This is a genomic window from Tateyamaria sp. (genome assembly GCF_039940735.1).
Lineage (GTDB): Bacteria > Pseudomonadota > Alphaproteobacteria > Rhodobacterales > Rhodobacteraceae > Tateyamaria.
In genome coordinates this window covers 42,540-62,252 of the sequence record NZ_JBDVGB010000068.1, presented here as the reverse complement: position 1 = coordinate 62,252, position 19,713 = coordinate 42,540, and the positions used below count along the sequence as shown (strand labels likewise).

At 55.9% G+C, this 19,713-nt stretch carries 18 protein-coding genes; 8 read left to right on the top strand and 10 right to left on the bottom strand.

What is annotated here, in order from left to right:
• The coding region (locus tag ABJF76_RS15290; RefSeq protein ID WP_413822606.1) for a GcvT family protein at positions 1–2,069 on the top strand (2,069 nt) is incomplete at its 5' end.
• Between the two features lie 140 nt (positions 2,070–2,209).
• Positions 2,210–3,040 carry a LytTR family DNA-binding domain-containing protein gene (locus ABJF76_RS15285; RefSeq protein ID WP_413821612.1) on the top strand — a complete coding sequence of 277 codons (831 nt, stop codon included), beginning with the start codon at positions 2,210–2,212 and terminating at the stop codon, positions 3,038–3,040.
• 28 nt (positions 3,041–3,068) lie between these two features.
• Here the strand turns inward: ABJF76_RS15285 and ABJF76_RS15280 are convergent, their stop codons facing one another.
• Positions 3,069–4,379 carry an HlyC/CorC family transporter gene (locus tag ABJF76_RS15280; RefSeq protein WP_413821613.1) on the bottom strand — a complete coding sequence of 437 codons (1,311 nt, stop codon included), beginning with the start codon at positions 4,377–4,379 and terminating at the stop codon, positions 3,069–3,071.
• Between the two features lie 69 nt (positions 4,380–4,448).
• Here ABJF76_RS15280 and ABJF76_RS15275 point away from each other — a divergent pair, with 69 nt between their 5' ends.
• Positions 4,449–5,258: a metallophosphoesterase family protein gene (locus ABJF76_RS15275; RefSeq protein ID WP_413821614.1), complete on the top strand. Its 810-nt coding sequence runs from the start codon at positions 4,449–4,451 to the stop codon at positions 5,256–5,258.
• Here the strand turns inward: ABJF76_RS15275 and ABJF76_RS15270 are convergent.
• Together ABJF76_RS15270 and ABJF76_RS15265 are read right to left on the bottom strand one after the other, a co-directional pair.
• Positions 5,222–6,163, bottom strand: a complete 942-nt coding sequence (locus tag ABJF76_RS15270; protein WP_413821615.1) for a site-specific tyrosine recombinase XerD — start codon at positions 6,161–6,163, stop codon at positions 5,222–5,224. The two genes, ABJF76_RS15275 and ABJF76_RS15270, sit on opposite strands and share 37 nt — an antisense overlap.
• Positions 6,160–7,707 (bottom strand): hypothetical protein, encoded by a 1,548-nt coding sequence (locus ABJF76_RS15265; protein WP_413821616.1) that lies wholly within the window; start codon positions 7,705–7,707, stop codon positions 6,160–6,162. Before ABJF76_RS15265 ends, ABJF76_RS15270 begins: the two co-directional genes overlap by 4 nt.
• Before the next feature lie 232 nt (positions 7,708–7,939).
• Between ABJF76_RS15265 and ABJF76_RS15260 the strand changes: the two genes are divergently transcribed.
• Positions 7,940–8,527 (top strand): shikimate kinase, encoded by a 588-nt coding sequence (locus ABJF76_RS15260; protein ID WP_413821617.1) that lies wholly within the window; start codon positions 7,940–7,942, stop codon positions 8,525–8,527.
• Positions 8,520–9,632 (top strand): 3-dehydroquinate synthase, encoded by a 1,113-nt coding sequence (gene aroB / locus ABJF76_RS15255; protein WP_413821618.1) that lies wholly within the window; start codon positions 8,520–8,522, stop codon positions 9,630–9,632. The genes ABJF76_RS15260 and aroB overlap by 8 nt, the downstream gene beginning before the upstream one ends.
• Here the strand turns inward: aroB and ABJF76_RS15250 are convergent.
• Both ABJF76_RS15250 and ABJF76_RS15245 read right to left on the bottom strand, forming a co-directional pair.
• Complete coding sequence (locus ABJF76_RS15250; protein WP_413821619.1) at positions 9,629–10,027, bottom strand: MAPEG family protein; 399 nt, start codon at positions 10,025–10,027, stop codon at positions 9,629–9,631. The genes aroB and ABJF76_RS15250 overlap by 4 nt on opposite strands.
• A gap of 30 nt (positions 10,028–10,057) precedes the next feature.
• Positions 10,058–10,561 (bottom strand): single-stranded DNA-binding protein, encoded by a 504-nt coding sequence (locus tag ABJF76_RS15245; RefSeq protein WP_413821620.1) that lies wholly within the window; start codon positions 10,559–10,561, stop codon positions 10,058–10,060.
• A gap of 183 nt (positions 10,562–10,744) precedes the next feature.
• On the opposite strand from ABJF76_RS15245, the gene ABJF76_RS15240 reads away from it, so the two are divergent.
• Complete coding sequence (locus ABJF76_RS15240; protein WP_413821621.1) at positions 10,745–11,341, top strand: lytic transglycosylase domain-containing protein; 597 nt, start codon at positions 10,745–10,747, stop codon at positions 11,339–11,341.
• A gap of 133 nt (positions 11,342–11,474) precedes the next feature.
• On the top strand, positions 11,475–11,990 hold the full coding sequence (locus tag ABJF76_RS15235) for a hypothetical protein (RefSeq protein WP_413821622.1): 516 nt from the start codon (positions 11,475–11,477) through the stop codon (positions 11,988–11,990).
• Here the strand turns inward: ABJF76_RS15235 and ABJF76_RS15230 are convergent.
• From ABJF76_RS15230 to miaA, 5 genes are all read right to left on the bottom strand, one after another.
• Entirely contained in the window at positions 11,971–14,061 is a 2,091-nt protein-coding gene (locus tag ABJF76_RS15230) for a dipeptide ABC transporter ATP-binding protein (protein ID WP_413821623.1), read from the bottom strand. The genes ABJF76_RS15235 and ABJF76_RS15230 overlap by 20 nt on opposite strands.
• A 102-nt stretch (positions 14,062–14,163) precedes the next feature.
• A complete protein-coding gene (locus tag ABJF76_RS15225; protein WP_413821624.1) occupies positions 14,164–15,636 on the bottom strand; it encodes an ABC transporter permease in 1,473 nt (490 codons plus the stop codon).
• Between the two features lie 14 nt (positions 15,637–15,650).
• Positions 15,651–16,736, bottom strand: a complete 1,086-nt coding sequence (locus tag ABJF76_RS15220; RefSeq protein WP_413821625.1) for an ABC transporter permease — start codon at positions 16,734–16,736, stop codon at positions 15,651–15,653.
• 369 nt (positions 16,737–17,105) lie between these two features.
• Positions 17,106–17,768 carry a helix-turn-helix transcriptional regulator gene (locus ABJF76_RS15215; RefSeq protein ID WP_413821626.1) on the bottom strand — a complete coding sequence of 221 codons (663 nt, stop codon included), beginning with the start codon at positions 17,766–17,768 and terminating at the stop codon, positions 17,106–17,108.
• Between the two features lie 204 nt (positions 17,769–17,972).
• Complete coding sequence (gene miaA, locus ABJF76_RS15210) at positions 17,973–18,869, bottom strand: tRNA (adenosine(37)-N6)-dimethylallyltransferase MiaA (protein ID WP_413821627.1); 897 nt, start codon at positions 18,867–18,869, stop codon at positions 17,973–17,975.
• A gap of 58 nt (positions 18,870–18,927) precedes the next feature.
• On the opposite strand from miaA, the gene pyrH reads away from it, so the two are divergent.
• The gene (pyrH, locus tag ABJF76_RS15205; protein ID WP_413821628.1) at positions 18,928–19,659 is read left to right on the top strand and encodes a UMP kinase; all 732 of its coding nucleotides are present in this window, start codon (positions 18,928–18,930) and stop codon (positions 19,657–19,659) included.
• The last annotated feature ends 54 nt before the right edge of the window (positions 19,660–19,713 follow it).

Below are 19,713 nucleotides of genomic sequence, written 5' to 3'. Positions count from 1 at the left end.
AGGTGGATCGGGCCGAGGCTGAGCGCCTGCACCCGTTGGTCGATTTCGATGGCATCCGTTGCATTATGTGGGAACCTGAAGGGGGCAATGTTGACCCGTCTGGCGTGACCAATGCCTATGCCGCTGGTGCGCGGGCTGCGGGGGCCGAGATTATACGCTTTTGCCCTGTCACTGGCACTGAACAGCAACCTGACGGTACTTGGATCGTGCGTACCGAAAAAGGCGATATCGCAACGCCTTGGGTGGTCAATGCTGCGGGCCTTTGGGGCCGCGAAGTGGCGGCGATGGCGGGTGTTACTTTGCCTTTGCAGCCCACAGAGCACCAGTATTTTGTCACCGAAACCATCCCGGAAATCAATGCGATGGACCGCCGATTGCCGTCGGTTGCCGACCGGGACGGCGAATACTATCTGCGCCAAGAGGGGCAGGGCCTGCTGGTTGGTGCTTATGAAAAAGACATGCGCTTTTGGGCCGAAGACGGCACGCCGCAGGGCTTTGGCCACGAATTGTTCGCAGACGATTTAGAACGGATCGAAGACAACATGATGCGCGCCATTGATCGTGTGCCTGTGGTTGGCACCGCCGGGATCAAGCGCGTTATTAACGGACCTATGATCTGGTCACCGGATGCCAATGTTTTGTTTGGCCCTGTACCGGAACTGACTGGGTACTTCTGTTGCAACGGCATCATTCCTGGTTTTTCGCAATCTGGTGGCATGGGGTTGTTGGCTGCGCAGTGGATCATTGAAGGCGAGACGAAATACGACATGTTCGCGTGGGACATGGCGCGCTTTGGCGATTGGGCTTCTAAAACGTTCACAAAGGCGCGTGTGGGTGATCAATATGCCAACCGCTTTAAAATCCACTTCCCGAACGAAGAGCGCGCTGCCGGGCGCCCAGTGCGTTCGCGCCCCGTGCATGACATGCAAAAAGATATGGGCGCAGTGATGGGCCTGAACTTTGGCTGGGAACATCCACTTTGGTTTGCAGATACGCCCGGTGCCCAGGATACAGATGGGTTTACGCGACAAAACTGGTGGGGACCTGTGGGTGCGGAATGCAAGATGCTGCGCGACCGCGGCGGCATTATTGATATCTCGAATTTCGCTAAATATGTCTGCAGAGGGCCGGGGGCCGAAGATTGGTTGAACGCGATTTTTGCCAACAGAATGCCAAAGCTGGTTGGGCGATCTTGTCTTGCGCCATTGATCGGTAAACGGGGTGGCATTGCGGGTGATTTCACCGTCACGCGGCTTGGGCAAGACGAGTTCTGGATCATCGGCTCGGGCATGGCTGAACGTTATCACCAACGATTTTTCAAACAGGTTCCGTTGCCTGCAAGGACGACGTTTGAAAGCCAAACCGAAGCGATGTGCGGGTTCAATGTGGCTGGCCCTGACAGTCGCGCAATGTTGCAGCGGTTGACGAACACGTCCCTTGCCAATGATGATTTCCCTTTTATGCGTTCGGCTTGGATCACGATTTCAGGGATCGATGTTCTGGCATTGCGGGTGTCCTTTACCGGCGATTTGGGGTGGGAATTGCACTGCGCAATCGACGATCAAGCCGCGCTTTATACGGCATTGATTGAAACCGGGCGCGACATGGCTATTGGCCCGGTGGGCAGCCGCGCATTGATGAGCCTGCGACTTGAAAAAGGTTATGGCAGTTGGGGGCGCGAATACAGCCCCGAATATTGGCCGCAAGAGGTCGGGCTTGAACGCTTGATCAAGATGGACAAGGACTTTTTGAACAAGGCGGTGGTGGATGAAACCTTGTCACACGCTCCACGCGAATCACTTGTTCTGCTGCATCTGGATGAGGACGATACACAGGCATCTAACGCGGATGCGACGGGCGGAGAACCCATTTTTCACGATGGCAAAGGTGTGGGGCGCGTGACCTCTGGTGCCTATGGGTATTCGGTCGGAATGAGTTTGGCGCTTGGGTATGTAAAGGGCGTCAAAGCGGGTGATCGTGTTGATGTGATGGTCCTTGGGCGGGCCCATAAGGCCACAATACTTGACGCTCCGCCATTTGACGCTTCCGGAATGCGATTGCGTGGATAAGCATAAAACATGAATTGCTAAGGCCGAGGTACGGGCTGAAATGGGTGAAAACCACATGCGCAAAAATGTTACTGCTCTGTGGGTTTTGTGATGTCATTCAGGCATTTACTCTATTTAGCGTCACATGATATCGCGGACAAATGAATTTCGAAGCTCTTGATCACAAAGTCCGCGTTTTTGTGTTAAACGGCGAGGTGATACACTTCACGTTACGTGAAGTGTATGCGCTTTTTAAGACTTGGCAGGTCTGGGTGCTGTTCTTGGTTGGCTTTTTTATCATGTCGACAGGGCACCCGGTTACGATGCCGCAATTCGACAGCTTTGGCCTGCGTATGGCTTTTTGGGTGGTTGCACTGCTGTTCTACTGCCTTGCGATGTGCTGGAACACTTGGGTGATCAAAGTGATCTGGGATCGCGTGATTGGTGGCCCGATACCTACGTTTGTGTTGTCTATTCCGTTGGTGCTTGCGTCGACCTATGCGGCAAGCGGGCTGCTGACGCTGCTGTTTGAACCGGGCCGTGATCTATGGAGCATCGTGTCTTGGCAGATGAATGTGCGCAGTATTCTGGTCGCACATGTCTTTGAGACTGTGGTTCTTATGTGGTTGATACCTGCGGTTCGCGCAAGAACCGTGCCTGCTGAACAAGGGTGTACGGTCACGCTGGCGGGACGCAGCTTTGTGCTGTCAGAGATTTCGCGCATCAAAGCTGCTGAGCACCATCTTGAAATTTATAATGACGATGCGGTTGAAGTTATTCGTGAACGCATGTGCACTTTTTTGGAACAGGTCACCCCGAAAGACGGCATTCAAACACACCGTTCACATTGGGTGGCGTGGCATCCCGCAATGTCGATCAAAGGCGATTGCCTTTACCTAGATTGTGGAGCTGAAGTGCCGGTCGCTCGAGGGCGAAAGGACGACGTACGCGCTTGGTGTGATGCGCGCAGTGGTATCCGCGAAATGGCTTAGGCCGTTTGCCCAAAAGGCGCTGTGTTCCTTATTCCAACGCGGTGATCCGCAAGGCTGTGATCCGGTTCCCATCCCGTCCACGTACTTCAAAGCGGAAGCCGTGAAAGCTGAACACTTGACCGGCAGTGGGGATCATCTGCGCTTCGTGAATAACAAGACCTGCGATTGTGTTGGCTTCGTCGTCAGGCAGGCTCCAGTCGGTTGCGCGGTTCAGGTCGCGGATCGTCGTTGAGCCATCAACAAGGTAATGCCCGTCCTCGCTTTGGATCACGGGTTGGTCGGCGTCACTGTCAAATTCATCTGTGATCTCGCCCACGATTTCTTCGAGGATGTCTTCGAGGGTGATCAACCCTTGCAACGACCCATATTCATCGACCACCAGCGCAAAGTGGCTGCGAATGCGCAGAAATTGGCGCATTTGTTCATCTAACGTTGTTGTTTCAGGCACAAAATAGGGCGGCATAGCCACGGCCGAGATGTCAAAAGACTTGAGCGCGCTGGCGTCCCCTTCGGGGCCACCGACCACGTCATACATGGCGCGCAGCAGGTCTTTGGCGTGGATCACGCCGGTGATATTTTCCTGTTCGTCGCGGTATACTGGCAGGCGGGTGTGACTGGATTTCAGGCACTGTTCCAGAATGACTTGTGGATCATCGCTGGCGTTGATCATTTCGATGCCCGAACGATGCAGCATGATTTCCTCGACCGTGCGATCGCCCAGATCAAGTGCCCCAAGAATGCGGTCGCGGTCTTCTTTTTCGACCACGCCTTCGGAATGGCCCAGCTGTAACGCGCCTGCGATTTCTTCGCGTACGGCCATGATGTGGCTGTCGGGGTCAATTTGCAGACCAAACAGGCGCAAGAGCCAACGCACCAGCAGGCGCACGGCCGACACCATGGGCGAAAAGATCGTGACCACCAGCGATATGGGGCGCGACACTAGGGCGGCGGCAGATTCTGAATTGGTGATGGCATAGGTTTTGGGCAGCACTTCGGCAAAGACCAAAACCAACAGCGTCATGACCAGCGTCGCGAGTGCCACACCGCTTTCCCCAAACGCGCGGGTGAACAGGGACGTTGCCAATGACGCGGCCAAAATATTCACAAGGTTGTTGCCCAACAACACCGAGCCAATAAGGCGTTCGTTGTCTTCGGTGATATCAAGCGCGCGTTCCGCCCCCTTTGACCCCTTGTCGGCCTGCGTGCGCAATTTGCCGCGCGACGCCGCGGTTAATGCCGTTTCAGAACCGGAAAAAAAGCCGGAAAGCACCAGTAAAAACAGGATCACCCCAGCGGTGGTCCAAAACGCGGCATCAAAAACTGAGGTCACATCGTCCATTCGTGATTTATCCTTTGATATTACTCAGGTTATGGGGGTGCAAAGCTGCGCAATCAAGGGAACACGCACGTGCAACATCAAGACATTGGCGAACTTACCGGTCCTGTGGTGCTTTTTGGCGGCCCGTATTCCAATTTGCACGCAACGAAGGCGGTGTTGGACCGCGCGCGCATTTTGGGGGCGACATCGGTTTGCACGGGCGATGTGGTTGCCTACTGCGCGCGCCCCGTCGAAACCATTGCCGCGATCCGTGCTGCGGGGTGCCACGTTGTTGCAGGCAATTGCGAAATCCAGTTGGCACAAGGCGCGTCTGATTGCGGCTGTGGGTTTGAAGACGGAAGCGCCTGCGATATCCTATCGGTCGGCTGGTACGGCTTTGCCGCCGCGCAGGTGGATCAAAATGATCGTTCATGGATGGGCACATTGCCTGATGTGATCAGTTTTACCCATGCCGGCAAACGCCACGCGGTGATCCATGGCGGTGTCAGCGATGTGGCGCGCTTTTTGTGGTCGACGTCGCCCGATACAAGTTTTGAAGAAGAATGGGACGCCTTAGAATCGCACATCGGACCAGTCACCACAGTGTGGGCTGGCCACTGCGGAATTCCTTTTGAGCGGGATCTGAAACGTGGTCGTTGGGTGAACGCCGGCGTCGTCGGTATGCCCCCTCATGATGGGAAATCGCAGACGCGCTACGCGGTCTTGGATAAAGGGCAGGTGCAGATATGTGTGTTGGATTACAATGCGGCCGGTGCCCGCGATGACATGCGCGCCGCCGGATTAAGCAGTGGCTATGACACCGCCCTGACCAAAGGCTATTGGCCGTCCGAGGACATCTTGCCTCAGGACTTGCGGGTGTCCGATTTACTAAGAGGGTGATGATCCAGCACAAGTTGCGTCAGCCGTTCATCGACAACATGCGTGTAAATTTCAGTTGTGGCGACATCGGCGTGACCCAGCATTGTTTGGATGGCGCGCAGATCGGCACCGCCGGCCAGCAAATGCGTGGCAAAGGCGTGGCGCAGGGTGTGCGGTGTAACCTTGTCAGGGGCCACATTTCCAAAGGCGGCAAGTGACTTGATCCGCGCGTAAAACCAGTGGCGCGTCAGATGGCCCAAAACCCCACGCGAGGGAAATAAAAACCGCGAGGTCGACTTGCCCTTGGCGACGTCTTTTTCTTCAGCCGCGTCGCGTATCACCAGCCAAGCCGCCAGCGCAACACGGGCAGGCGGCGACAGAGGCACCATGCGTTCCTTGCCACCTTTGCCAAGGATTAGCAGCATTTGCGGGTCACCGCGTGCGGATGACACGGGCAAGCTGACCAACTCGCTGACGCGCATGCCCGTGGCATAAAGTAGCTCCATCAGGCAAGTGTCGCGGGCGCGGTCCAATTCATTGCGCCCGAAATTGCGCGCCGACACCAACAGGCGCTCGACCTCTTCTTCGTCCAGCGTTTTGGGCAGGCGTTTGTCTTGGCCGGGGCTTGCGATCTGAATGGCCGGGTTTTCGGCGCGCCAGCCTTCTTCAAAGGCAAAGCGAAACAGTTGTTTTAACGCTGACAACCGCCGCGCGCGGGTCGATTTGGCCAATCCTTGGCCGTCGCAATAAATCAGGTATGCCTCGACATCTGCTTGGGTGGCTGTGGCAAAGTCGGTGTCTCGCCCAGCCAGAAAACCTTGGGCGTCGATCAGGTCACGCCCATAGGCCAAAAGCGTATTGCGTGCGGCACCAAGTTCAGCGGCTTGTGCGTCGAGAAAGGTCGCAATCCATGTGTCACTGCTCATTGAGTGGTCTCCAGCAACAGCGTTTGCAGGGCCGTGCGGCGGGCGACGTCCTCAAGCCCAAGGGCGCGCAAGGTGGCCAGACCCGTGGTCAAACGGGCGACGTCGCCTTGCGCCCCTTCCATGGTCAGCGCCAAAGTCTCAAGCAGGGCGGCACCTAAATGGCCGTCTTGGGCACGCGCAACAATGGCGTCATCCACAGGTGCGTCGCGAAAAGCGCTTAGGATCGTGCCTGCTGTGCCATCGGTTTGGACCTCAGTGGGCACGTCACCGGCGGCAATGGCCGCAAGGGTCGGGCGGCGCAATGCGCGCACCGGAAAGGTCGTAGCCGCTGTTTCGTAATCGGGGGACAACAACAGCACCTCAAAAGCGATGTCGGCCGTCACGCCGCTTAGGGTCATGGCGGATAGGTCCTTGGCAAAGAGGTTGGCGAAATGAACGCGCAGCCGGGCATTTCCCATGGCGCGCCACGCCGTTGGCAACGTTTTGGACACCGCCGAGGCACTACCGGTGCGCAACGCCGTTTCAAAACGTTGAAGTGCCGCCACCCGGTCCCAAACCCCGCCAGAGGCCGCAGGACGACGTTGCGAATATAGACCCAGCAGGCGGTTGTCTGACACAGCGCCTGTGCGCGCAAGCCGTTCAGCGGCCTCAATCTGCGCTTTCCATCCGGCGGTATCTGACAGGTCAGCATTGGCATAGGCCACAGGCCAACTGCGGGTCGGAATCGGCGTACCAATCGCTTCGAAAAGGCGGAACGTCAGTGGGTTACGTGCGCGCGGTGCGGGCAGGGCAGGGTCTTCTTCATAAAGGTCGGGATCAAGGAAACGTTCCAAAGCCAAAGTCGTGGGTTCGTCGATCAAGCCCAAAACACGCCCGGTGCCCAGTTGCAAAGCAGCAGTGGTCCAGTCGCCCGCGCGTGCGGCACAAAAGACCTCGTGCGCTTTTTCGGGCGACAGCTTTGGCCGGGCCCGCAAAATAGAACAAGCACTGGCTTCGGTCCCCGCCAACAGGGACATATCCAGAAATCGCGAAAAATGGGCCGGGGAGGCGTCGGAACCAGCTTGTTCCAACAGGGCCAACGCAGGGTCCAGAGCGCCAAGGTCAAAAAGCGCGTCAACGCGGGCCAGATCAAATGCGTCACCGCCCGCTGCAGGCGAAAGGGCCTCCGCCAGTAGAACCGTGTAATATAGCGATTGCAACGCAGGCAGGCGCAGTTCAGGCATTGTTGCAAACTTCCGCGCCAAAACCTGTCCATTGTCCGCCGACCAAAGCGTGTCAGGCAGGCCCGTGACATTGGCCGGGGCCAGCCCGACGCGTTTGGCCGCGTTCTGCGTTAACGGTTGCACCGTCACTTGTGGAACGCTTGCTGATTCTGCCACGCTGGGTTCTTTAAACGTGACAACTGGTTTTGGCGCGGGTTGTTGTTCTTGCGTATCCAGCCAGTCGATCACATTGAGCGGCGCGCTGACGGCATCTTGGGCTGCGCCCTGCGTGGCAAGCAAACTGCTCAAAAGGCAAAGAAAATATGCAGTTTTATTCCACATCAAGGGTCACTGGTATGCGCATCTCATCTTGAGGCGGCGAAAAATTTGCGCCAAAATACTCGCCAACGTAGGCATAGCCTATCAGTGCGATTAGTCCGAAGATCGCTAGAAAGATCAACAACTTGAAAAGTTTACCCATGAATTTGACTGCCCCGGTGATATGCCATTGGTTTCTTGTTTTGATGCAAAGCATATATGGCCTTTTCCGGAAAATCACGTCATTGACAGCACAATGAGCGAAAATCAGCAAAATCATTTCGACGAGGGACGTTACCTTGTCAAAAAGACCATCGTGATGGTGGGGATGATGGGGGCTGGGAAAACGGCCGTCGGGCGCGCTTTGGCGGCACGCCTTGGCGTCGCGTTTTTAGACAGCGACGCCGAAATCGAGGCCGCAGCCACCCGCACAGTGCCCGAAATATTTGCCCGTGACGGCGAACCGTTTTTCCGCAGAAAAGAAACCCAAGTGATTTCACGCCTTCTGGATTCAGAACGGGTGGTTTTATCGACGGGAGGCGGGGCGTTCCTTGCCGTCGAAAACCGTGAAAACATCAGCAACAGCGGCGTGTCCGTATGGTTGAATGCTGATCTGGATTTGCTGTGGCAACGGGTCCGTCACAAAGAAACCCGGCCATTGTTGCGCACCGCAAACCCACGCGCGACGTTGGCGGAAATCTATACCGCTCGGGTGCCGCTTTATGCGTTGGCGGATGTTGCCGTGACCTCTTTGCCGGAATTGTCGATTGAAGAAATGGTAGACCGGGTCATTGCCACTTTGCTGGCAGACCGTCCCGATGTTTTGGAGCAAGTTGATGCGTGAAACTGTTCATGTCCCTTTGGGAGCGCGTGCTTATGATGTGGTGATTGGCCCGGGCCTGCTTGCGCAAGCGGGTGCGTTGATTTCGCCGATGCTGCCGCGTCCGCGCGTGGCGATTGTGACGGAAACCCACGTGGCTGCACTGCATTTGGATGCTTTGCGTGCTGGATTGGCCGCGGCGGGCATCCAATCAGAAGCCCTTGAATTGCCGCCGGGCGAAACCACCAAAAGCTGGGCGCATCTTGAACAAGTCAGCGAATGGTTGTTGGATCAAAAGATCGAACGACGCGATGTGGTGATCGCCCTTGGTGGTGGTGTGATTGGCGATCTGGTTGGATTTGCCTGCGCGATCTTGCGCCGCGGTGTGCGTTTTGTTCAGGTGCCGACGTCATTGCTGGCGCAGGTCGACAGTTCGGTCGGGGGCAAAACCGCGATCAACGCGTCGCAGGGCAAAAACCTGATCGGGGCATTTCATCAACCAAGTCTTGTCCTGGCCGACACAGACACGCTGAACACCTTAACGCCGCGCGATTTCTTGTCGGGTTACGGCGAGGTGATGAAATACGGTCTGTTGGGCGATGCGGATTTCTTTGAATGGCTTGAACAGAATGCGCCTGGCATGGCGGGTGGCGACATGGGCCTACGGGTGCGTGCCGTAAAACGGTCGGTTGAAATGAAGGCGGCGATTGTGACCCGCGACGAAACCGAACAGGGCGAACGCGCGTTGCTTAATCTGGGCCATACGTTCTGCCACGCGCTTGAGGCCGCGACGGGATACGGCGATCGGTTGCTGCACGGCGAAGGGGTGGCGATTGGCTGCGGCCTAGCCTTTGAAGTGTCTTCGCGTCTTGGATTGTGCAGTCAAGAAGACCCAAGCCGTGTGCGCGCGCACCTAAAGGCGATGGGAATGAAGACCGACCTATCCGACATTCCCGGCGATTTACCCAGTGCAGAGGCGCTTTTGGAGCTGATGGGGCAGGACAAGAAAGTCGTGGCTGGTACGCTGAATTTTGTGATGGCGGGCGGGATCGGCGATGCATTTGTGACATCCGATGTGTCGGGCGACGTGGTGCTTGATGTGTTAAACGACGCGTTGTCGCTGCGTTAAAACACCAAACCCAACAGATTATAGACAGCGGCCAGCGCTAGGGCCGCAAATGTGCACATCATACCGCCAACGCGTGCGCGCACATTGCGTCTGCTGAACGCGATCGCAAAGCCATGGGCGAAACGCCCCCCCACAAACACAATCGACACCAAGCCAAGGAATAGGGCGTTGCCGCCTTGCGCTTCGGCTACTGCAATCATGATCACAAATAGGGGCGCGTATTCCGTCAGGTTGGCCTGCGCGCGCGTGCGGCGGTTTAACAATTCAACACCGCCATCTCCAAGCGATACAGAATGTGCACGCCGCAGACGGATCACTGCGACGCTAAGAACCAACAGCCATATGGACAATACACTGGCTAAAGCGGTGGTGATGGGAAGAGAAAGTTCAGTCATGTTACACCACCGCTTTTGACGTTTCGTATTTTAGAACGGGATTTCGTCGTCCAAGTCACGGCTTGGGGCCGGGCTTGGTTGAGCACCACCGCCGCCGCCGTAGTTGCCGCCACGATCATCATACCCAGATTGACCGCCGCCACCACCACCACCGTAGTTGCCGCCACCGCCGCCGCCGCCATCGCGCCCGTCCAGCATGGTCAATGTTCCGCCAAAGCCCTGTAAGACAACTTCGGTGCTGTATTTGTCCTGACCAGATTGGTCTTGCCATTTGCGGGTCTGCAATTGGCCTTCAATGTAAACCTTAGACCCTTTCTTGAGGTACTGTTCCGCGATGCGCACCAGACCTTCTTGAAAGATGGCGACCGAATGCCATTCTGTGCGTTCTTTACGTTCGCCGGTGTTGCGATCTTTCCAAGTCTCAGATGTCGCAATGCGCAAGTTGCACACTTTACCACCATTTTGGAACGTACGCACCTCGGGGTCGCGCCCCAAGTTGCCAATCAAAATGACCTTATTCACGGATCCTGCCATGATGTTCCCCTTTGTCTTGCGTGCGCTGATTCCACGCCCGCTTTGATGTTGTCGCTCGCCTATACACGGTTAATTCAACGTAGTTAATGGCGCGTGAAAGGACAGAGGCTAGATCATTGGATAAAAAACCTTATATAGTGTGTGCAATGGCCTAAAGGGCCGTAACTGGGGATATGGGACAGGATGCGAGCAGTCCTTGCAGGGGCCATGATTTTAGCATTGGTGGCTGACGCCAGTGTTGCGCAGACGTTGTCGTCGCGTAATCGAACTAAGTTGTTCAGTTCTCAGAAAAAAGTTTTGGATACCCGTGCGGCCAAGCAATACAGCAGCTCTGTGCGGCTTCAACCGCCCAAGGTGATCACGCCGACCAAATGGGATGTTGAGAAAGAAAAAACGCCCAAATTTCGTGGTCGGTATTCTGGTCCATATCTGATCGTCGCCCAAGAGGCCGCGCGACGTCATGGTGTGCCGGCCGATCTGTTTTTGCGCCTTGTGCAGCAAGAATCTGGTTGGAACGCCACGGCAGAATCCCACAAGGGGGCCTACGGCCTTGCCCAACTTTTGCCATCCACCGCGCGCGAACTGGGCGTAAACCACCGTGATCCTGCGCAAAACCTTGATGGCGGGGCGAAATACCTTAAGCAGCAATATCTGACATTTGGCAGCTGGCGCCTTGCGTTGGCGGCCTACAATGCGGGGCCGGGGGCTGTAAGAAAGCACAAAGGTGTGCCGCCGTTCCGGGAAACGCGCAATTATGTGCGGATCATCTGGGGCAGCTAACGCGCGCTGGCGTACGTGCCGCTCGTTCATAAACGATTCATCTGGGTGAACCTAAAAAGCGCTAATCTCGCCACAGTATCGCCACGCGTGTTGTCTAGGCGTTGCTCGACTGTGAACAATGTACGAGCACCTGATGAAGCCTGCACAATCTTCCTTCGATGAGCGTTTGATACGTATCAATGCTGGAACCACCCAAAATGTTGCCGATGTGGTTGTTGCAAGCAAAGGGTTGATCAACACGTCGGGCAAAAAGAAATTTATTTACTTCGATATGCTGGTTGCCGGCCTCGTCGGAGGCGGCATTGCAGGAACGTTATTTGCCCAAAACCTTGGCCTGTTGTTCATCATGTCATTGGATTGGATCACGTTTTACGGCCTGATTTTGTCAGATTACACGCTTGCGGCCTATATCCTTGCCTGTGCCCTCGCGCCGATCGGGTTTATCTTCACACTCATCTTTAACAGAACGGCGCGACGCGGATTTCAGTTTTGGATGTTCTATAGCGCTGGCGTTTTGGCGGCGAACCACGTTGAACTGCGATACCTGATCGAGTTCGTCATCGTCCCAGGGTTCTGGGATTATGTTGGCGCTTACACATCCGCGGCTGGTGTGGTGAATGACGCGGCCGCTACTCAGCCGCAACTTTGATCACGGGTTCCATCCGGTCCAAAATATCATCCGAAAGGTGGCATTTCACCTGATGGCCGGTTGCCAGATGACGGACAGGCGGCACTTCGCGGTCGCATAGCCCATCCGCCACTTCCGATTTCCAACGACACCGTGTCTGGAACGGGCAGCCGGATGGCGGGTTCATAGCCGACGGAATGTCGCCCTCCAGCACGATGTGGGTCTTTTCCACCTTGGTGTCGGCGATGGGAACGGCAGACAAAAGCGCCTCGGTATAAGGGTGGTAGGGCGGCGAAAACACCTGATCAGTGGTGCCCAACTCGACCACATGGCCCAGATACATCACCATCACGCGGTCACTCAGATAACGCACGATAGACAGGTCGTGGCTGATGAACAGCAACGTGGTTTTGTGCTCGCGTTGAATTTCCATCAACAGGTCAGTCACAGCCGCCTGAACTGACACATCCAATGCAGACACAGGTTCATCTGCCACCACAATCTTGGCATCCCCCGCAAAGGCGCGCGCAATCCCGACGCGCTGCTTTTGACCGCCGGACAGTTGGCGCGGCATGCGGGTGGCAAATTCGCGGGGCAGTTTGACCAGATCAAGCAATTCCAACATGCGCTGCCAACGCTCGCCTTCGTTGCTGCCGATTTTGAAGATCTCAAGGGCGCGCACAATCTGGCGACCTACGGTCATCGATGGGTTCAACGTATCGAATGGGTTCTGAAACACCATTTGCACGTCAGCAACAGTTTGCGTGTCGCGTTCTTCAATGGGGGTGTCTTGAATTTGGCTGTTGCCAAGGGTGATTGTGCCCTCGGTAGCCGTTTCCAAACCCATCAGGACCTTTGCAAAGGTGGATTTGCCGCACCCGGATTCACCCACAATGGCAAGGGTTTCGGACTCGCGGGCCTCAAAGCTTAGGGTTTCATTGGCTTTGACGACCTTCGTTTCGCCAGATGAAAACAAAGCCGAGGCCGCGACTTCGTAATATTTCTTGAGGTTGTCCATCTTGATGACAACATCGCCAATTTCGCCCTTCTGTTTGACCTCGGCCAGCTCTAACGGCGCGTGCCAATCGATTTCGTTGAACTTAAGGCAACGGGTTTCATGGCTGGCATCAGCGTTTGCCGCAGCCATCGGAATCGTCGCATCCGCATCACACCGCCCGGCCTCAAAATAGTCGCAGCGCGGGCCAAAATTACAACCGGGGGGGCGTTCATGGGGTAGGGGGAAGTTGCCGGGGATCGCCACCAAAGGGCGTGCGTTCTTGTCTGCTCCGGGCAGAGGGATCGAACGAAACAGCGCTTGGGTGTAGGGGTGCTGCATGTCGTCAAACACCTGTTCGATGCTGCCGCGCTCAACCGCTTCGCCGGAATACATCACGCAAATGCGGTCACAGGTTTCAAGCACAAGCCCAAGGTTGTGGCTGATAAACAGCATCGACGTGCCATACTTCTTGCCCAAGTCTTTGACCAGTTCGACCACAGCCGCCTCGACCGTCACGTCAAGCGCGGTGGTGGGTTCGTCCAAAATCAGCAAAGACGGTTCAGACATCAACGCCATGGCGATGACGATACGTTGTTGCTGCCCGCCCGAAAGCTGATGGGGAAAACTGTTCAAGATGCGCTTGGGGTCGGGCAGCTTGACGTCTGTCACAACCTGCAAGGCCCGGTCATAGGCGTCCTTTTCGTTCATGCCGCTGTGGATCATCGGCACTTCCATCAGCTGCTTACCGATCTTCATTGCCGGGTTTAGCGATGCCATAGGCTCTTGATAAATCATGGCGATTTCACTGCCACGTATGTCGCGTAACTCTTCGGCGCTCATCTCTTGCAGATCGCGCCCCTTAAACTTGATCGACCCACCGACGATGCGGCCGTTCTTGCCCAAATCCTGCATGACCCCAAGGGCGACCGTAGATTTACCACAGCCAGATTCGCCTACCAATCCAACGGCTTCACCGGGTTTTACAGTGACCGAAAAATCCATGACGGCAGGAATTTCGCGCAACCGCGTAAAGAACGAAATCGAAAGTTTGTCGATCTCAAGGATCGGCCCGTCGTAATCAGCTTTCGCCATCATCATTTCTCCCGCTTGGCTACAAAGAGGTGGATCCCTCTTCATCTTGCCAAAAAAACTCCGGGGGGTCTCGGGGGGCTGGCCCCCCGGTCCCGCCGTCAAAACTTAGTCCTTCAGACTTTCTTCGCGCAAACCGTCTGCCAACAGGTTCAAACCCAACACCAACGTCATCAACGACAGGGCAGGTGGCAAAAGCGGGTGGACATAGGCGCGGATCAATTGGCGACCTGTATTGATCGTCGTGCCCCAATCCGGGCTTTCACTTTCCAGGCCCAAGCCAAAAAAGCCTAATGTTCCCAACAGGATCGTAGTATAGCCGATGCGCAAACAGAAATCGACGATCAGTGGGCCGCGCGCATTGGGCAGGATTTCCCACAGCATAATATACCACGGACCCTCGCCGCGTGTTTGGGCTGCTGCCACATAGTCGCGCGTTTTGATATCCAGCGCGAGGCCCCGCACGATGCGAAATACGGTCGGGGCGTTGACGAACACAACGGCCACAAAGACGATCAGAATGCCGCCCTCAAGATCGAACAGATCAAGTGCTGCGGGCAATCCCGGAATTGTATAGCTCGGAGTTGATACAATCGCGCCGTCTGAGGAAATCAACGACAGATAAATCCAGCCCATCACGCCCAGCACTACAACCAGCAATGGCGTGCGAAAACTAGGCTGCGTGTGATACCGCGCGTTCAGCAACACGGCCAGAAATATCAATGGAAAGATGAACAAGACCGTCGCCATGTAGTTCGGAATGCCGGTCGCTGCGATTTCAGGCGTCACCAGCAAATAGAACAACAAGATCACTGGAAAGGCGAGGATCAGGTTCGCGACAAACGACAAAACCGTGTCCAAACGTCCGCTGTAATACCCGGCTGGCAATCCCAGCGTGATACCAACCATAAAGGCAAATAGCGTGGCCAGTGGCGCAATCTGCACCACAACCCAAGCGCCTTTAAACAACCGGCTAAACACATCGCGGGCCAAATTGTCGCCACCCAACAAGTACCAAGCAAATTCGCCATCCTCGACTGTGCGCAAGGGCGTGCCCGGCAATTTGTTCTTTAGGCCGGATACTTGGCTTAGGCTGTCGTGCGTCACGATCAGATCAAACACACCCGCCATAACACCGGCAAAAATCCAGAACATCACAAGCGCAAAGCCGATCATGCCGACGGTGCTGTCAAACAGTTTGCCATACAGGCCCAGCTTGCGTTTGAACTTGATCGACACAACAAATGTCGCGATCAACGCCACCCAAACAGGCAACAGCTGATGGCTCATGCCACCAATGATGCCGCCAACGGATGTGCCGCCAATTGCCCCGACGCCCACGTAAATTAGGATCACGGCTAACAACGCCGCACCCAGCCAATAGGTGACCTTTGAAGATGTGCCATAAAGGCCGCCTGACGAACTTAAGGTGCCATCAGGGTTGGTGACCACGCGCTCACCCGATGCCACAACGCTCAGAACGATTTGCACCGCAACCGCTATGGCAAAGACCCCGGCCAATCCTATTAAGATTGGGTCAAGAAAGCTGCCAAGTGCACCAGTCCACGTTAAAGGTTCCATGTTCTGGCCCTCCCTTAAGAAATGCGGATGCGTGGGTTCAGAAACACATAGCCGATGTCAGAAATCAGCTGCGTGATCAGAACCACGATCACAGAGACGACCGAAACGGCCAGAAGAAGTTCGATGTCATTGGTCGATGCAGCCTGCACCAGAAGCCAGCCAAAGCCTTTGTAATTAAACAAGGTTTCGACAATCACCACGCCGTTCAGCAACCACGGAATCTGCAACATGATCACCGTAAAGGGTGCGATCAGCGCGTTGCGCAATGCATGTTTGATGACAATATTGCCAAAGCTCACGCCTTTCAGTCGGGCCGTGCGGATGTATTGCGCCGTCATGACTTCGGTCATCGATGCCCGCGTCATCCGCGCAATATAGCCCATGCCATAAAGCGCGATGGTCAGCACCGGCAAAGTAAAGTTTGCAAAGGTGGCATCATCGACAGCCTGTGTGGCGGATCCTTTGAACAATGTCTTGCCTTCGATCCAGCCCCATTCGGCCAGCAAGGGTGATACGCCAAACTTAGAAGACGCCAATAGCGCAATAAAGATGACCCCAGACACATATTCCGGCGTCGCCGTGGTTGAGATCGAAAAGGTCGACAATGACCTATCCAATCCAGATCCTTCGCGCATGCCTGCAAGCACGCCCACCATCAACGACATGGGCACCATGATCAGCAAGACAAAGCCCATCAACTTGCCTGTCGCCCCCAGACGGGTCGCAATCAGTGAACTTACCTCGTCCTTGAATGTCAGCGACGTGCCCCAATCTCCTTGCACAACGCCGCAGAACGTGTCGCGCTCGTCTTCGGGCGTGTCGGGCGCAAAACATTGGCCCGTAACGATCCCGTCTTCGTTTTCGTTCACCCAACCGGGGGCGACCCCCAACCAACGACCATATTTGACAAATGTATTGTCCGTAAATCCGCGATCGCCCAACCAACTGGCAACGGCTTCGTCAGACATGCGAAAGTTGCCTTGGTTTTTGGCCAGCTTTTCCAAGTTCGGATAAAGGTTGGTCAAAAAGAAAACGATGAACGTCAGGCAAAGCGCTGTCAGCAGCATCACGCCAAGTCGCCTTAGGATGAATAGTCCCATGTGTGCCCCTGTTGGTGGCTAAGGGCAGTCTTGCGCTGCCGGTGATATGGAGCGGGCGGCATTGGCTGCGCCTCGCGTGCTGTGACCCCAAAGGATCGACTGTGTGAAAGTGCCGGCGTGCGCCCCGGTTTGCGTCGTCCCCCCCTCGCGCTGTTATGGTACCCTGCATGTCGTTTGGCCCAATCATGGGTCCTGCACGTCAGCGGGCAATTTGGCGCGTTTTTCTTTTCCCTAATCCTATGAGGCAACAGATCACCCCGTACGTCAACGGTTGTCCGAGACTATTCGCAAAGGTTTTACGACACAAAATCGTTCCCGAAGCGACGTCAACGCACTTTGGGTTCAAAAAAACACTGTGTTGGTGATGTGTTATGCCTGAGCCGCCGCGCGCAGTGCCGAGGGCGTTTGGGCCGTATGCTGCTGTATGAAACGGGTGAAATACGCTGCTGAGCCAAAACCAAGGTGGCGCGCAACATCCTGCATAGGCGCATCCGTTTCGACAAGGGCAACCCGTGCGGCATAAAGAACACGTTCCGTCAAAAGATCAGCAGCCGTGCGCCCAGTGGCAGCTTTGCAAGCGCGCGTTAGGTGCGTGGGCGTCACGTTAAGTGCGCTGGCATGATCCGCCATGCTTTGCCCGGTGTGGTGAAATTCGGTGATCCGCTGACCAAAGGCCGCACTTAGGCGGGCGGCTGCGTTCATCTTTAAGGGTAAATGTTCAGGCAACGTGATTTGACGGCGCAACCACACCGACATCAATGCGATATGCGCGTCAAGCGCGTCCTGAGCCAAAGGTAGAGCCGAGGTGGATTCGCGGCCCGCTGCATCAAACAACGCGTTAAGTTCAGAAATGGCTGACCCATCGCGGATGCGCAATTGGCGTGGATCGTTTGGCAACCGCACTTGGGTGCCATCTGGAATAACTGCAACCAACCCCATGCTTTGCCGCCCAAGTTCCATCGAAAACAGAGTCTTTGGAGGGATGAAAATGGCGTTGTGCGTGCCCACGCCACGCCGCGTTCCGTTCAGCAATATGCGTCCCTGACCACGCGTTATCCAAATTACCAGATGGGCCGCGCAGTCATGAGCTAGCGCAAGCCGCCATTCTTGTGATCCGCTTAATTGGGCAAGGGTCGTGACGTTAATAGAGGGTAGGGACATGTGCGCAATTATGTTCGAAACTGTAAACTTTGGGCCTGAGTAACACACAAAACAGGGCCGCAAAAGCGCTTTTTGTCAATCTTCGCACAGCGCCTGCGCGTCTATATGTCGCCAATGACCCATCCGCGCACGCGCCCAAGTGCGTTGGCGTTTGGCATATTGGCGAGTGGCGATAGTGGCAGATTCTACGGCCTGTTTGTGAGTGATATCGCCATTGACAACACCAATCGCCTCCGCGGCGCCAATGGCACGGCACGAGGGCAGGTTGGCATCGAAGCGGTCAAGCATGGCACGTGCTTCGGACAACGCACCGCCGCTTAACATTGCGTCAAAACGGGTCTCAATGCGCGGGGTCAGCCAATCCTTAGGGCTGTCCAAAACGATGCCATGATAGCGCCCTTCGGCCAAGATCGGCGGTGCTGTGTCATCCTGCCAAGCGGCCAGCCCACGGCCCGTGCTGCGCTGTACTTCCCATGCGCGCTGAATACGGGGGCGGTTGTCTATCGCAATCCGTGCACGTGTGTCAGGGTCGAGGGCAGCGATCATGGCGTCCAACGTTTGCGCGTCGCCTTCAGTCCGGATCTCGGGGGGTGTTTTGGGAATGTCAGCCAAGCCTTCGGTGAGGGCGGCAAAGTAAAGCCCGGTGCCGCCAACAATAATGGGGCGCGGACCTGCCAACAATGGTCGAACCTCACGCAACCAGTGCCCGACAGAGTAAGGCGCATCAAATGGCAGATGCCCATAAAGGGAATGCGGCGCACGGGCTTCTTCCTGCTCTGACGGGCGGGCGCTGATGATGCGCCAGCAGTCATAAACTTGACTGGCGTCGGCGTTCACAATTACGCCACCACAGGCCTCGGCGATGGCCAATGCCAGCCCCGATTTGCCCGATGCAGTGGGCCCTGCGATCAATACAGGCAAGTCTGTGCGCAAATCATTGATTAAGTCGCGGATCATCGGCGTTTGTTCCATTGAAAACCCCCCGCTTTTAGGACAAGTTGCGAGGCAATTGAAAGAGCAGGGGCATGCCATGACCGAGAGCGACAATCGAGCAACCTTTAAACGGGTAATGTTGAAAATCTCGGGCGAAGCGCTGATGGGCGATCAGGGCTATGGTTTGCATCCGCCAACGGTCGAACGCATCGCAGGCGAAGTCAAAGCCGTGCACGACATGGGCGTTGAAATCTGCATGGTCATCGGTGGTGGCAATGTGTTTCGCGGCCTGCAAGGGTCGGCCCAAGGGATGGAACGCACCACGGCTGATTATATGGGCATGCTTGCCACTGTGATGAACGCGCTGGCGATGCAGTCTTCGCTTGAGGCCCACGGCGTCTTCACCCGCGTGATTTCTGCGATCACCATGAATGAAGTGGCCGAACCCTATATTCGCCGCCGCGCGGTGCGCCACTTGGAAAAGAAACGGGTTTGCATCTTTGCCGCCGGCACGGGCAATCCGTATTTCACCACGGATACCGCCGCGACCCTGCGCGCCAATGAAATGTCCTGCGAGGCGATCTTTATGGGCAAAAACGGGGTGGACGGGGTCTATGACAAAGATCCGGCCAAACATGATGACGCTGTGCGCTATGACAGCGTGACCTATGATGAGGTGCTGCAAAAACGGCTTGGGGTCATGGATGCCAGCGCCATCGCACTTGCGCGCGATAACAATTTGCCGCTGATTGTGTTTCCTCTGGATACATCGGGTGGGTTCAAATCGATCCTTGATGGCAAAGGCACGTTCACGCGGGTTCAAGGCTAGTCTGCACAAGTCCTGCTGGCATTTTGCACAACGCTTGATCTATACCCGACATCA

Excerpts from the sequence above, each read along its gene's own strand:
- aroB (WP_413821618.1), top strand. The coding sequence starts at position 8,520 with ATGCGTGAAACTGTTCATGTCCCTTTGGGAGCGCGTGCTTATGATGTG.
- pyrH (WP_413821628.1), top strand. The coding sequence starts at position 18,928 with ATGACCGAGAGCGACAATCGAGCAACCTTTAAACGGGTAATGTTGAAA.
- ABJF76_RS15265 (WP_413821616.1), bottom strand. The coding sequence starts at position 7,707 with ATGTGGAATAAAACTGCATATTTTCTTTGCCTTTTGAGCAGTTTGCTT.
- ABJF76_RS15270 (WP_413821615.1), bottom strand. The coding sequence starts at position 6,163 with ATGAGCAGTGACACATGGATTGCGACCTTTCTCGACGCACAAGCCGCT.
- ABJF76_RS15285 (WP_413821612.1), top strand. The coding sequence starts at position 2,210 with ATGAATTTCGAAGCTCTTGATCACAAAGTCCGCGTTTTTGTGTTAAAC.
- ABJF76_RS15280 (WP_413821613.1), bottom strand. The coding sequence starts at position 4,379 with ATGGACGATGTGACCTCAGTTTTTGATGCCGCGTTTTGGACCACCGCT.
- ABJF76_RS15245 (WP_413821620.1), bottom strand. The coding sequence starts at position 10,561 with ATGGCAGGATCCGTGAATAAGGTCATTTTGATTGGCAACTTGGGGCGC.
- ABJF76_RS15220 (WP_413821625.1), bottom strand. The coding sequence starts at position 16,736 with ATGGGACTATTCATCCTAAGGCGACTTGGCGTGATGCTGCTGACAGCG.
- ABJF76_RS15260 (WP_413821617.1), top strand. The coding sequence starts at position 7,940 with ATGAGCGAAAATCAGCAAAATCATTTCGACGAGGGACGTTACCTTGTC.
- ABJF76_RS15225 (WP_413821624.1), bottom strand. The coding sequence starts at position 15,636 with ATGGAACCTTTAACGTGGACTGGTGCACTTGGCAGCTTTCTTGACCCA.
- ABJF76_RS15250 (WP_413821619.1), bottom strand. The coding sequence starts at position 10,027 with ATGACTGAACTTTCTCTTCCCATCACCACCGCTTTAGCCAGTGTATTG.
- ABJF76_RS15240 (WP_413821621.1), top strand. The coding sequence starts at position 10,745 with ATGCGAGCAGTCCTTGCAGGGGCCATGATTTTAGCATTGGTGGCTGAC.
- ABJF76_RS15235 (WP_413821622.1), top strand. The coding sequence starts at position 11,475 with ATGAAGCCTGCACAATCTTCCTTCGATGAGCGTTTGATACGTATCAAT.
- ABJF76_RS15230 (WP_413821623.1), bottom strand. The coding sequence starts at position 14,061 with ATGATGGCGAAAGCTGATTACGACGGGCCGATCCTTGAGATCGACAAA.
- miaA (WP_413821627.1), bottom strand. The coding sequence starts at position 18,869 with ATGGAACAAACGCCGATGATCCGCGACTTAATCAATGATTTGCGCACA.